Source organism: Streptosporangium sp. NPDC023963 (assembly GCF_040639135.1).
Lineage (GTDB): Bacteria > Actinomycetota > Actinomycetes > Streptosporangiales > Streptosporangiaceae > Streptosporangium.
The window spans coordinates 297,317-309,467 of record NZ_JBEZZK010000011.1 but is presented as its reverse complement, the minus strand read 5'-3'; the positions used below and the strand labels follow the sequence as shown (position 1 = coordinate 309,467).

Here is a 12,151-nt window from a genome sequence, read left to right as displayed (position 1 = left end):
GTGATCGTCCCCTCGTCGGGCTGGTGAGCGCCCGCCAGGGTCTTGATCAGGGTGGACTTCCCGGCACCGTTCTGGCCGAGCAGGCAGTGCACCTCGCCGGCGCGGACCTCCAGGTCGACGCCGTCGAGGGCGCGCACTCCGGGGAACTGCTTGACGATCCCTCGCATCACGAGGAGGGGTGCCGAGTCGGTTGACGGCTCCGGCATGGGGGGCCTCCGTGGATCTTCACGACAGAATCTCGATGGGATTTCGCTGCGAACTTCTATGACAAAAGGGACTTAGTTCCCAAAAGGGATCCCGCCCGTCCGGCCGGGCCGGACAGCACCAGCGTGGCGCCGCCGAGGTCGGCGTGAACGACGGCGTCACGAATCCGGTTTTCCGGTCGGACGGACGGGATGCTTGGGGGGCGGTACCGGGCTCTCACGAGGTACGGCGTCTCATTCGCGCTCCTTCTCGGGTGCCGGTGCCGCCAGGCGGACATCGATGGCGGTGGGGTTGGAGAGCACCCTCTCCGTGACGATCCCGGCGGCGCCGCGCGAGGCAGCGCCGAAACCGAGATCGGAGGCGACGAACTCGCAGCGGGCGACGGATCCCTCCACGCCCAGCCGCTTCAGCTCCGCCTGCGCGACCGGGATGAGCCGGTCGGCGAGCTTGGCGAAGTAGCCGCCGATGACGATGACGCGCGGGTTGAAGAGGTTGACCAGCGTGGCCGAGCCCCGCCCGAGCCAGCGGCCCACCTCTCCGATGGCCAGGTCGACCCGGGGATCGCCCGCGGCCCAGCGCAGCTCGATCTCGGCCAGCCGCTCCTCCGGGTCGCGCATCACCCCGTCGTGCATGCCGTAGGCGTGGTCGGGGGTGGCCATCCTGACCAGCGCCGCCAGGCCGACCTTCGTCTCCCAGCAGCCGATCCGGCCGCAGCCGCAGCGCTCGCCGGAGGGGTCGACCATGACGTGGCCCACCTCGCCGGCGAAGCCGTCGGCGCCGCTCAGCAGGCGCCCGCCCGAGATCACGCCGCCGCCGATGCCCACCTCGCCGGTGAGGTAGACGAGATCGGCCGTACCGGCCGCCACCCCGGAGGTGTACTCGGCGAGGGCCGCCAGGTTGGCGTCGTTGTCCACGCTGATCGGCACGTTCGGGGGCACTCCGGCGCGGACCAGCCACTCCGCCACGGGGACGCCGTACCAGCCGAGGTTGGGGGCGACGTCCACGGTGCCGGTGGCGGTGTCGACGAGACCGGGGACGGCCACGGTGATCCCGGCGATCCTGACCTCCAGGAGGTCGAGCTCGGCCATCGCCTCCCCTATCACCCGGGCCAGCTCCGTCAGGGAGCGCTCGGAGTCGCAGCCCATGGCGTCGAAGCTCACCCGCCGGTCGATCAGCACCCGGCCGCCCAGGTCGGTGGCGAAGGCGGCGATGTAGTCGACGTTGACCTCGAGGCCGAGGGCGCCGACGCCGGCCCCGTCCAGGGCGAGGGCCAGCCCGGGACGGCCGACGGCACCCGCGTGCTGCGGCCCGATCTCCTTGAGGAGGCCGCGGGCCTGCAGCTCGCTGACGAGACTGGTGACCGTGGTCTTGTTCAGGCCGGTCTCCATGGCGACGACCGACCTGGAGCGCGGGCCGTACTCGCTGACGTGACGCAGCACCAGGGACAGGTTGGACCGGCGCACCGTGGCCTGGTCGGCGGGGGTGCCGGCCGACCTGTTCGAGCTCGTCGAACCGCCGTTGCGACTGCCGGTCCAGCTACGGTGCACGCCACTCCCCTCAATTAATTTGCATGACTGGCCGAATTAAAGGCTCAGTTCGGACAGGGGCGCAAGGTCCGAAACGTTTCGATCTACGTAACGTTTTCGTAACATGGCTGCCCGTTTGCTCGATTACGTCACACGAACGACAGATATCGAGTTGTTATCGGGTCCGTGGTGCGCGACGGGACATCTCTGTGTTACAAATCCAATTAATTTCTATCCGAGACAAATAAAAGCCAGGTGACCGCGTGATCCAGGAGCAGCACCAGGCCCGCACGGTGGGCGGCACGCCCCAGGCCGCGGGTCACGCCTCGCTCCGCCGGACGAACCTCTCCCTGGTCCTTCGCCACCTGCGCGAGCACGGGTCCACCTCCCGCTCCGACATCGCGGAGGCCACCGGCCTGCACCGGGCCACCGTCTCCAACCTGATGGTCGAGCTCCTCGATCGGCGGCTGGTCCAGGAGGTGGGCGTCGACCACGCGGGCGCGGTCGGCCGCCCCCGGCGGGCGGTGGCGCTGCACGGCGCGCACATCGGCGCCCTCGGGCTGGAGCTCAACGTCGACTACATCGCCGTGCACGGCGTCGACCTCGGAGGCAACGTCCTGGTCGACCGCCGCCTGGGCTTCGACGCGGCCGGCAGCGGCCCCAGCCGCTCGCTCCGCGAACTCGGCCTCACGGCCCGCGACGCCATCGAGGAGATGACGCGTGCCGGGGCCGCCCCGGCGGGCATCGGGGTGGCGGTCCCCGGCCTGGTCGACGTCGACCACGGGGTGGTGGCCTTCGCCCCCAACCTCGACTGGCACGACGTGCCGCTGTCCGCCCGGCTGTCCTCCACCCTCGGCCCGCTGCGCGTGCCGGTGACGGTCGACAACGACGCGAACCTGGCCGCCCTCGCCGAATACACCTCCGGGGTGGCGGCCGGTACGGCCGACATGGTCTACCTCACCGGCGAGGTCGGCGTGGGCGGCGGCATCATCGTGGACGGCAGGCTCCTGCGCGGGGCGGACGGCTTCTCCGGCGAGGTCGGGCACCTGCCGGTCGACCCGAGTGGCGGGCGCTGCGGCTGCGGACGCTTCGGCTGCTGGGAGACGAAGGTCGGCCTGGCCGCGCTGGTGCGCATGGCGACCCCCGAGCGGGCGTACGGCCTCGGCTCCGGCCCGGTGCCCGATCCCGAGGAGCGGGTGGCCGAGATCGCCCGCGACCTCGCCGCCGGCGACAAGCAGACGCTGGTCGCGGTCGCCGAGGTCGGCCGCTGGCTCGGGCTCGGCGGCTCGATACTGGTCAACCTCTTCAACCCGCGCGTGATCGTCGTGGGCGGTTACTTCGCCACCCTGGCCGGCTGGATGCTCCCCTTCGCGCAGGCCGAGCTGGAGCGCCTGGTCGTCGCGGGCCCCGCGGCCCGCTGTCGTTTCGTCGCCTCCGACCACGGCTTCGGCGCGGCCTCCCGGGGCGCCGCGAACGTGGTGATCAACCAGATCGTCAACGACCCCACCGCGATCATGAAGCCGGCGCCGCAGCCCTCGGGCGCCTGAGGCTCGCGGCCCTCTCGGAGCGGTCCCCTCTCGGAGCGGTCCCCTCTCGGAGCGGCCCCCCTCTCGGAGCGGTCTCCTTCGGAACGGCCCTCTTCAGAGCGATCCTCTTCGGAGCGGTCCCCTTCAAAGCGACCCTCTTCGGATCAGGTCCTCTTCGGGGGAAGGTTCAGAGCACGTCCTCCCGCAGCCGCGGGAAGACCTTGGAGACCTTGGCCAGCAGATACTCACCGTAGGTTCCGGTGAAGGCGCGCAGGTCCTGGCCGTCCCAGCGGGCACGGCCGCCGCCGGCGGCCTCCCGCGAGGGCAGCGGGGGCACCTCCGCGTCCCAGGCGGGGTCGAAAAAGAACGGGAACGACAGCCGCTCGTTCCCGCTGACGTTGCGCACCCGGTGCGGGGTCGAGCGGTAGAAGCCGCCGGTGAGCCTGTCGAGCATGTCGCCGATGTTGCACACGAAGGTGCCGGGGATCGGCGGGGCCTCGATCCAGCCGCGGCCGGCGTGCACCTGGAGTCCCCCGTTGCGGTCCTGGGCCAGCAGGGTGAGCAGGCCGTAGTCGGTGTGCTCACCCACCCCCCACCCGTCGGAGGCGGGCGGGGCCGGAGGGTAGTGGAAGATCCGGAACAGGACGGTGGGGTCGGCGGTGTAGCCGGTGGCGAAGTAGTCCTCCGCGAGCCCCAGGCTGAGCGCGACACCACGCATGACCGACTGCCCGAGATCGGTGAGCCGGTCGAGGTATTCGAGGACCGCCTCGCCCAGCTCGGGCACCCGGGCGGGAAACAGGTTGCGGCCGTGCAGCGGCAGCCGGGCGCGGGGGTCGTCCTCGGGCAGCTCGGACCCGAAGTAGACGCCCTCCTTCAGGTCGGGACGGCCGGAGGTGAGCTCGCCGCCCACCGGGAAGAACCCCCGCCAGGCACGGCCTCCCCGCTCCATGGAGATCTCCGCCTTCACCTCGGGAGGCAGCGAGAAGAAGCGGCGGGCGGCGGTATCGAGGCGCTCGAGCAGCGAGGGCGGCACCCCGTGGCCGGAGACGTAGAAGAACCCGGTGTCGCGGCAGGCCCGCTCCATCTCGCGGGCGACCCGCTCGCGTTCCGCGTGGGACCCGCCCCGTACCAGGGCGCTGACATCGATCACCGGTAGCCGCTCCACCTGCCCATCATCACCCATCGACCCGTCGCCACGAGGCTGCGGCGTCTGAGGCGGCGTCGCCAGCGGTGGCGGGATCGAGGTCGGAGCTGGCGGGGTCGTCCAGGGTCGCGTACCGCTCGGCCTGCCAGTCCGACAGGTCCGACCGGCCCGGACCGAACCGGCGTCCGCCCGGCCGGGCACTCGCTCGCACCGGCCCTTGTGGAACGGCGGGACCGGGCGTACGGTCCGGCCATGGACGTCGTTCACCATCCGCGCGTGGCCTGGGAGGGCGCGCGTACCTTCGTCAACGCCGCCGACGGCAACGTCTACTGGTGGCTCAGCGACATGCTCGGGCGTTCCCTCGGCACCACGCACCAGACGAGACTTTCCGAGACGCGGCTACGCCTGCAACGCGAGGAGGCCTGGCCGGCCGAGACCGCGGCCTGGCGAGTACGCCTGGAGGACATGCTGCGCGCACGGCCTGACCTCGCACCGGTCGTGCTCCAGCTGGTCGCGGACACCTCGCGTCGCCTTTCTCCCTGAGGACGGGCACGCTCTCCCCGAGGACCGGCACGCTCTCCTTGAAGCCGGGCACGCGCGAAGGGCCGAACTCCCGCCGAGGACGAGTGCGCGAGAAGCCGCACCGCGAGTCGGGGGCAGGAGAAGGCGAGGCCGGGACAGGGCAGGGCAGGGCTGAGCGATCCCTTCTACGATCGGGGACGTGACCGCCCCCATCTCACGTTCCACCGCCCGGATCCTGCTGGTCGACGCCGACGAGCGCCTCCTGCTGTTCCGCTATCCCGCACCCGCCCGGTGGCCCGTCGAGCACTACTGGATCACGCCGGGCGGAGGAGTGGACGACGGTGAGACGCTGGTCACCGCGGCGGTCCGCGAACTGCGCGAGGAGACGGGACTGGAGGTCACGGAAAAACACATGGGGTCCGTCGTGGCCCGTTCCTCCGGCCTCACCTGGTTCGGCGACATCCGGGTCGCCGCGGTCGACTCGTTCTTCTTCCTGCGCGTCGGCGAACACACCGTCGACGTCTCGGGACAGGAGGAGCTGGAGCGCTCGGTGATCTCGGCGCACCGCTGGTGGACCCGGCACGACCTCCTGACCACCCGCGAGGCGGTCTTTCCCCTCGGCCTGGGGACCCTGCTGGCCGGTTTCCTGGCCGGAGACCTCCCCGCCGAGCCCATCCTGCTCCCCTGGCCCCACCACGAGTAGCGCCGGGCCGGCGGTGACGGGCGGGTGCCCGAGTAATCGGGCACCCGCCCGTCACCGTCTCGCGTGCCGCCCCAGGGATTCGAACCCTGATCATCCAGGTCCTGAACCTGGCGCCTCTGCCGTTGGGCCAGAGCGGCCGGGCGTGCCTCACGGCACGCCGGTGTCACGGTGTCGTCGTACTGCTCCTGCCGCCGTGCCGCTCTCCTCTCGCTCGTCATGCTCGTCTCGCTGTTGCTCGTGCTCGTGTCGCTCGTTTCCCCGTACTGCTCGTGTCGTCGGAACGGCAGGGCTCGAACCTGCGGCCTTCCGGTCCCTGGCCGGATGCTCTTCCTGCTGAGCTACGCCCCGTCACGCGTCCGGCCCGGCTGGCGTGGGCCGTACCGGACGCGCCGCGGTCCTGCCGACCGGGCGGGGGTCGCCACTCCCGTCGCCGAGTCCCAGTCCCATGCCCCGCTCCCGCGAGGGCAGAGCCGCAGCGGGGGTTCGAACCCCGTCCTGCCGGGTGGAAGCCGGCTGCCTTACCGATTCGGCCTCTGCGGCGTGTCTCCGGGAATCTCCCGGGGTGAATCCTTTCGTGCCCTCCGGGGAGAGTGCGTGAAAGAATTCGCGTTCAACGTGCTGCACTGTGGATTTGTCGAAAGCGGGAGACAGGCTCCCGCCCGCGGTGGTCAAAGCGGTGTCGTCTGGTTCCGGAAATGAAGAAGCCGCCTGGACCGGTGTCTCGGGCGGCTCGGCGGTTTCCCTCGCGAGGGTCATCCACCTGGCCGTCCGGGGGCCAGAGCACTGCCGTCGAGCAGCGGGAACGCCTCAAGCCCTCCCTGCCACACCGGTGATGCGCCGTAATTCACCGTCGTTCCTCTCCGAAGTGCGGAGCGGGTGCTCCTGCCTTTCTCCATTGAAGGGCAAAGGCGGCCTCCTACGCCAATGGTTTTATCCTCCCTTTCCGTCGACGGCGTTTCTCGGGACCGATGCGGAATTCACCGGTCGTGGTCATGCCGGATCGGCTCGGATGGATTCGGATGGGCTCGGCCCGTCTCGGCGGCCTTCGCGCCACGGGTCCGGGGCGGCCGAGCTGGGCATCGACCCCGAGCGCCTCGCGGTGAGCGGGATCAGCGCGGGAGGCGGCCTCGCCGCGGGAACCGCGTTGCTCGCGCGCGACCGCGGCGGCCCGGCCCTGGCGTTCCAGCTCCTGATCTGCCCGATGCTGGACGACCGCAACACCTCACCCTCCAGCCACGAGTTCGTCGAGGCGATCGTGTGGAACCGGGCGGCGAACCGGCTGGGCTGGAAGGCGCTGCCGGGCGGGCGGGCGGCGACGACGTCTCCCCGTACGCGGCCCCGGCCAGGGCGGCCGACCTGTCGGGCCTGCCCCGGCGTACATCGACGTCGGCGAGCTTGAGGTCTTCAGGGACGAGTGCTTCGACTACGCCCTGCGACTGGTGCGGGCGGGCGTCTCCACCGAGTTCCACCTCCACCCGGGGGCCTTCCACGGCTTCGACGCGATGATCCCCGAGGCGGAGATCAGCCGCCGCGCCGCCGCCGAGCGGGTGGTCGCGCTACGCAGGGCCCTGTTCGGCTGACGGCCCGCCCGCCCGCGGCGGCGAGGCCCGCGTCTCCGCGGCAGCCGGGGACCACCCCGCCGGCGCGACCTCCGGAGGGCCTGACGGCGAGGCCGCCGGGGAGCCGGGCGGCGGGATCAGCGCCAGCGCGCGCAGGAGCGGGTCGCGCTCGCCGCCGGCGCGCCTCAGCATGTGCCGGCAGATCCCGCAGATGCCGGAGAACTCCCGGCGGGCGAGGTCACGGTAGCGAGGCAGCGCGGTCAGCGCTCCGGTGCCCAGTGAGCCCAGCACCGCGAGGAACGGGTCGGCGGCGAGGTCGGCGAGCGCACGGCGCACGCCCTCGCGGTCGCCGGCCAGGCGATGCAGGTCCGGGGGCCCGGCCCCCATGATGACGTTCTCGTCGCAGCAGGCCGAGATCCGCCCGTCGTAGCGGACCGTCGGGGTGTGCGCGATCGCGCATCGGCCCAGCCGCTCGCCGGTCACGCGGCGGGGAGCGGGGAACAGGCCCCGGGCGCGGCCGTACGGCAGGGGCGCGACCGGGTGGATCTCGGCCCGGTCGGGCCATCCGGCCCCCAGCGCGCCTTCGAGGAGATCGCGCGCGTCCTCGATCTGGGCGGGGTCGTCCAGCACCTGGGCGACGAGCCACGCGCCCGCGTCCGCGACGGCCCGGGCCGCGGCGGCCACGGCGGCGCGCGGGCTCGTGTGGTGGGCGTCGACGCCCAGGACGACGCAGGCCGACATGCCCAGGACGGACCGGATCCATCCGGGGGGATCTCCCCCGGACCCCCAGTGACCGCTGGTGTAGGGGACGAGCGCCTTGCCCGACTCGTGGATCCTCCGGGCGGCGTAGGTGAGCCCGCGCCGCTCCGTGAACGGCTCCCCGCCGGAGACGCCGACGACCCGCAGGTCCTCGTCCGCGCAGAGCCCCTCGACCATCTCCTCGAAGAGGGCGTGGTCGGTGATGCGAGGGCCGTCGGTGCGGGAGTCGACCGAGCAGTGGGCGCAGCCGACGGGGCAGCGGTCGGTGATGAGGAGCAGCGCCGACCTGCCGCGTCGCCGCCGCAGGGCGTCGAGCTCGCCGAGCCTGAGCATGCCCCGACGGTACGCCGCCCGCGCCGCGCGGCGGTCGCCCGGCGGGACGGACGGGCCACCCCGCGCGGCCGCTTACGCCGTTCCCGCGGAAATCTAGGCCGGTCGGCCGTACGCGTAGGCCGAGGCCCGCGCCGTCCTGTCCGCGGGGGCGCGGCGATCGGCCGTCCGGCACCGGTCCCTCCGTCTCCCGTCCGGTCCGGAATACGCCTGCCAGGCGGTGGTTCGGGAAGCGCCGGATTCGTAGCTTGATCACGTGGGAAGCCCGACCGGCCCACGGAACCCCGTCCCATGGGAGGGACCAATGAGCGAGTCTCCACGCGTCCGCGATCTCGTGCAGCGCGCCGCATCCGACCCGGCGTTCGCCGAGCAGCTGCTCAGCAACCCCGAGTCGGTCGCCACCGAGTACAGCCTCGGCGCCGACCAGATCGACCAGATCAAGGAACTGGCCGGTGCCGGCCTGCTCCAGCCCGCCGTCCAGGCGCACACGGTTCCCGTCAAGGAGCCCGGTGGTGGTGGCTACTACTAAACCGCGCGGCCACTACTAGCTCTCCAGGGGGTGTCGTGCACTTCAACTCGATACTGGTCAGCGTCACCGAGATCTGCACCGTAGGCTGCCGGCACTGCGGTTTCACCGGCTCCACGCGGGACCGCCAGCCGACCGCGGACGACATCGGGCGCTGGGTGGCACAGGCGTGCGACAGCGGCATCCCGGAGATCATCTTCACCGGCGGCGAGCCCTTCCAACGGTTCCGGATGCTCAAGTCCGGGGTCGGGGCCGCCGCCGGCCATCCCGGCGCACCGCGGATCTCGGTGTTCACCAGCAGCTTCTGGGGACGCTCGCCCGCCGCGGTGGACAAGATCCTCGGGCAGTTGCCCGGCCTGACCCGGCTGTTCCTCAGCACCGACGTCTACCACCAGGAACGCGTGCCCACCCAGCACGTGGTCAACGTGATCGAAGGGGCCATCGCCCGGGAGATCCCGGAGATCAGCCTGTGCATCACCATCGCGGAGGACCACGAGGAGGAGCAGATCCGGAGCCTGTACCGGCGCTTCGAGGACCGGGTGCGAGTGCACGTGGACCGGGTGATCCCCACGCCGTTCATCAAGACGGCCCACCAGGTGGGCGTCCCCCCCGACCCGGAGAACTTCTCGGCCTCCTGCTATCTGGAGACCCCGCTGATCAATCCGAACGGCGACCTGTCGGCCTGCCACATCGGCAAGGCCGGGGCCTACGTCACGCTGTCGGACCTGGCCTACTTCATGGGCAACCTGCATGAGAAGTCGTTCCGGGAGATCCTCGACGACGCCGACCACAACTACGAGTACCAGTTCCTGCGCGTGTACGGGCCGCAGGGCGTGGCACGGATGGTCGCGTCCTCCCCCGCGGTGCGCAAGCTGTTCAAGGGGACGAACTTCACCAACGGCTGCGACCTCTGTTACAAGCTGCTCCGCTCGCTCGACGGGCGGGCCAGGCTGCGCGAGATCGCCGCCGACCCGTTCCAGCGCGAGCTGATCGACGCCGTCCGGCTGGTCCGGTTTGGCGAGCGGGCGCCGGACCCGCGGCGGCCCGCGCCCGGCGGCCCGGCGGGCCCCGGACTGCCCGGCCTCCCCCTGACCGGTCCAGATCTGCCCGGTCCCGTCCTGCCCGCGCCCGGTGCCACCGGGTCCGTGGTCGGTGTCCCGCTGCCGCTGATCGACGCTCCCCAACCAGTAAGGAGTGGCATGTGACGAGCACGAACCTCGTCGGACTCGTACCCGCCGCCGGCCGGGGCACCCGGATGGCCCCGCTCCGCTACCCCAAGGAACTGCTGCCCATCGTGTACGAGCCCGCCGAGGGCGGCGCCCGGCTGCGTCCCGTCGCGGAGTACGCGCTGGAGTCGCTGGCGGGGGCGGGGGTCGCCAGCGCGATCCTGGTGGTGGCCCCCTGGAAGCTGGAGGTCGTCTCCTACATCGGGGACGGGCGCCACCTCGGCGTCGACGTCGCCTACCTCTTCCAGGAGGAGGCGCGCGGCCTGGCCTGCGCGCTCGACCTGGCCCACGGGTGGACCAGGGGACGCGACGTCGTGTTCGTCATGCCCGACACGATCTTCACCCCGTCCGACGCGCTGTCGCGGCTGGTCGGCGTCTACGAGCGGACGGGCGCGGACCTCGCGCTCGCGGTCTTCCCCACGCCCGACGCGCACCGGCTGGGCCCGGTGGTCGTGCGCGGGGACCGCGTGCACCGGGTCTTCGACAAGCCCGCCGACCCGCCTGTCATGAACACCTGGGGCGCGGCGGTCTGGGGGGACGCCTTCGCGAGGCTCCTGCACGAGGAGCTGCTCCGGGACCTCGGCCGGGGCCCGGCGAACGGCCCGGTGATCGGCACCGCGAACGGCACCGCGAACGGCCCGGCGAACGGCCCGGCGAACGGCCCGGTGATCGGCGCCGCCGACGGCCCGGTGAGCGGTATCGCGGGCGGTCCCGCGGGTGAGCCGGTGCTCGGCCACTACTTCGACCTGGCGGTCCGGGGCGGCCTGCGGGTCCGGGCGGCCGAGTTCCCCGGCGGCACGTTCCAGGACGTCGGCACGCCGTTCGGCGTCCGCCGGTCCCTGGAGGGTCCCTCGCTTCTGGCGGTGAGCCCGTGAGACTCCTGTTCTTCGCGATGAGCAGCGCCGGGTACGGCGAGACGCTCATCGGCATGTCGCTGGCCCGCCAGCTCAAGCCGGCCGGGATCGAGTGCTTCTTCATCGTCGAGCCCATGTCGGAGAGGCTGCTGCGCGGCAGCGGGTTCCCGTACCTGGTGCTCGACAACTCGATGCGCGCGTTCGCGACGCTGCTGGTGGACGAGACGGTCCGCGAGTTCCGGCCGGACGCGATCATCCTGTCCGACTACTTCACCTACTGCGGCGTGTTCCCCAAGCGCTACGGCGTCGACCCGTGGTTCATCGAGCGGTACGGCCTGCCGATCATGCCGATCGACATCTGGGAGTGGGCCGGCACCGACTTCGCGGTGGACGTCTTCCACGGCAAGTCGATGAACGTCAGCCGGAAGATCATGGACATGCCCGCCCACCTGCGCCCGGCCCCGATCTGCCACCTCGAACCGGAGCCCGGCGCGTACCCGTTCCGGCTGTGGGAGGGCAACGAGCGGGTCAGCCGCCGCACCCGCCACCACCTGCGCGAGACGTTCGGCATGGCACAGGAGGACCGGATGGTGCTGCTCGCGGTGGCCGGGTGGCAGCAGGACAAGTACTCCGACGAGAACGGCGACCAGATGGCCGCGCAGGTCCCCGAGCTGATGGTGCACTACCTGCGGCAGCTGCCGCCCAGTGCCCGCTTCGTGTTCGTGGGCAGCGTGCCGCAGGTGCTGGCGGGGCTGGCCGACCGCGCGCACGTCATCCCGGCGTGCTCGCCGCACCGGTTCAACGTGCTGCTGGGCTCGGTCGACCTGGTCCTCACGCTCAACCTGCCCGCCACCACCCTGGCCAGGGCGGTGCTGTCCGACATCCCCGGGCTCGTGCTGACCAACAGGTTCGACGTACCGGACAAGCCGGACATCGACCGGGTGGAGGCGGAGCTGGGCGGCCTGTCGGAGGACGTGCGGTCGTGGCTGTCGCGGACCCTGCCCATGTATCCGTTCCGGATGTGGCCGCTGGGGTTCCACGGCTTCCTCGACCCCATCCTGGCGAACAACCCCTACACGTCGACGTTCGCCCACGCCGAGCTGCTCGACGAGCCCGCCGTGCTGTCGGCGCTGCACGGGGTGCTGTACGACCGCGGGGTCCAGGACGATCTGGCGCGTGAGCGGGCCGCGTACCTGGAGAAGCTGACCGATCATCCCGGCACCCCCGAGGTCTTCGCCTCGGCGGCGAGCCGCCTGGGCCTGGTGTGAGGTG

13 protein-coding genes, 3 tRNA genes and 1 pseudogene are annotated in these 12,151 nt (G+C 71.8%); 10 read left to right on the top strand and 7 right to left on the bottom strand.

What is annotated here, in order from left to right:
• Both AB0F88_RS29695 and AB0F88_RS29690 read right to left on the bottom strand, forming a co-directional pair.
• Positions 1 to 206 (bottom strand): ATP-binding cassette domain-containing protein (locus tag AB0F88_RS29695; protein ID WP_362691193.1); only part of this gene is annotated, 206 nt, incomplete at its 3' end.
• 231 nt (positions 207 to 437) lie between these two features.
• Positions 438 to 1,751, bottom strand: a complete 1,314-nt coding sequence (locus AB0F88_RS29690) for an ROK family transcriptional regulator (protein ID WP_362691190.1) — start codon at positions 1,749 to 1,751, stop codon at positions 438 to 440.
• Positions 1,752 to 1,993: 242 nt separating this feature from the next.
• On the opposite strand from AB0F88_RS29690, the gene AB0F88_RS29685 reads away from it, so the two are divergent.
• Positions 1,994 to 3,277 carry an ROK family transcriptional regulator gene (locus AB0F88_RS29685; RefSeq protein WP_362691187.1) on the top strand — a complete coding sequence of 428 codons (1,284 nt, stop codon included), beginning with the start codon at positions 1,994 to 1,996 and terminating at the stop codon, positions 3,275 to 3,277.
• Positions 3,278 to 3,443: 166 nt separating this feature from the next.
• Here the strand turns inward: AB0F88_RS29685 and AB0F88_RS29680 are convergent, their stop codons facing one another.
• The gene (locus tag AB0F88_RS29680; protein WP_362691184.1) at positions 3,444 to 4,406 is read right to left on the bottom strand and encodes a 2-oxoglutarate and iron-dependent oxygenase domain-containing protein; all 963 of its coding nucleotides are present in this window, start codon (positions 4,404 to 4,406) and stop codon (positions 3,444 to 3,446) included.
• A gap of 246 nt (positions 4,407 to 4,652) precedes the next feature.
• Here AB0F88_RS29680 and AB0F88_RS29675 point away from each other — a divergent pair, with 246 nt between their 5' ends.
• Together AB0F88_RS29675 and AB0F88_RS29670 are read left to right on the top strand one after the other, a co-directional pair.
• Positions 4,653 to 4,943, top strand: coding sequence for a hypothetical protein (locus tag AB0F88_RS29675; RefSeq protein WP_362691181.1), 291 nt, complete (start codon positions 4,653 to 4,655; stop codon positions 4,941 to 4,943).
• A 178-nt stretch (positions 4,944 to 5,121) separates the two neighbouring features.
• Positions 5,122 to 5,625, top strand: a complete 504-nt coding sequence (locus AB0F88_RS29670) for an NUDIX domain-containing protein (RefSeq protein ID WP_362691178.1) — start codon at positions 5,122 to 5,124, stop codon at positions 5,623 to 5,625.
• A gap of 64 nt (positions 5,626 to 5,689) precedes the next feature.
• On the opposite strand, the gene AB0F88_RS29665 is transcribed toward AB0F88_RS29670, so the two are convergent.
• The 3 genes from AB0F88_RS29665 to AB0F88_RS29655 all read right to left on the bottom strand — a co-directional run bounded on the left by AB0F88_RS29665 (position 5,690) and on the right by AB0F88_RS29655 (position 6,165).
• Positions 5,690 to 5,762, bottom strand: a tRNA-Leu gene (locus tag AB0F88_RS29665).
• Positions 5,763 to 5,900: 138 nt separating this feature from the next.
• A tRNA-Pro gene (locus AB0F88_RS29660) sits at positions 5,901 to 5,973 on the bottom strand.
• 120 nt (positions 5,974 to 6,093) lie between these two features.
• Positions 6,094 to 6,165, bottom strand: a tRNA-Gly gene (locus AB0F88_RS29655).
• Positions 6,166 to 6,634: 469 nt separating this feature from the next.
• Between AB0F88_RS29655 and AB0F88_RS29650 the strand changes: the two genes are divergently transcribed.
• From AB0F88_RS29650 to AB0F88_RS29640, 3 genes and pseudogenes are all read left to right on the top strand, one after another.
• A complete protein-coding gene (locus AB0F88_RS29650) occupies positions 6,635 to 7,024 on the top strand; it encodes an alpha/beta hydrolase fold domain-containing protein (protein WP_362691175.1) in 390 nt (129 codons plus the stop codon).
• A pseudogene (locus AB0F88_RS29645) lies at positions 7,005 to 7,061 on the top strand (hypothetical protein); the annotation flags it as partial. The gene AB0F88_RS29650 and the pseudogene AB0F88_RS29645, both read left to right, overlap by 20 nt.
• Positions 7,062 to 7,064: 3 nt before the next feature.
• The gene (locus tag AB0F88_RS29640) at positions 7,065 to 7,205 is read left to right on the top strand and encodes a hypothetical protein (protein ID WP_362691172.1); all 141 of its coding nucleotides are present in this window, start codon (positions 7,065 to 7,067) and stop codon (positions 7,203 to 7,205) included.
• Here AB0F88_RS29640 and AB0F88_RS29635 read toward each other — a convergent pair.
• Positions 7,182 to 8,276: a radical SAM protein gene (locus tag AB0F88_RS29635; RefSeq protein WP_362691169.1), complete on the bottom strand. Its 1,095-nt coding sequence runs from the start codon at positions 8,274 to 8,276 to the stop codon at positions 7,182 to 7,184. The two genes, AB0F88_RS29640 and AB0F88_RS29635, sit on opposite strands and share 24 nt — an antisense overlap.
• Positions 8,277 to 8,577: 301 nt before the next feature.
• Between AB0F88_RS29635 and AB0F88_RS29630 the strand changes: the two genes are divergently transcribed.
• From AB0F88_RS29630 to AB0F88_RS29615, 4 genes are read left to right on the top strand one after another with little or no spacing between them, the layout of a single operon-like run.
• On the top strand, positions 8,578 to 8,802 hold the full coding sequence (locus AB0F88_RS29630) for a hypothetical protein (RefSeq protein WP_362691166.1): 225 nt from the start codon (positions 8,578 to 8,580) through the stop codon (positions 8,800 to 8,802).
• A gap of 35 nt (positions 8,803 to 8,837) precedes the next feature.
• Positions 8,838 to 10,004, top strand: coding sequence for a radical SAM protein (locus tag AB0F88_RS29625; protein WP_362691163.1), 1,167 nt, complete (start codon positions 8,838 to 8,840; stop codon positions 10,002 to 10,004).
• Positions 10,001 to 10,900 carry a sugar phosphate nucleotidyltransferase gene (locus AB0F88_RS29620; RefSeq protein WP_362691160.1) on the top strand — a complete coding sequence of 300 codons (900 nt, stop codon included), beginning with the start codon at positions 10,001 to 10,003 and terminating at the stop codon, positions 10,898 to 10,900. The genes AB0F88_RS29625 and AB0F88_RS29620 overlap by 4 nt, the downstream gene beginning before the upstream one ends.
• Complete coding sequence (locus tag AB0F88_RS29615; protein WP_362691157.1) at positions 10,897 to 12,147, top strand: DUF6365 family protein; 1,251 nt, start codon at positions 10,897 to 10,899, stop codon at positions 12,145 to 12,147. The genes AB0F88_RS29620 and AB0F88_RS29615 overlap by 4 nt, the downstream gene beginning before the upstream one ends.
• The last annotated feature ends 4 nt before the right edge of the window (positions 12,148 to 12,151 follow it).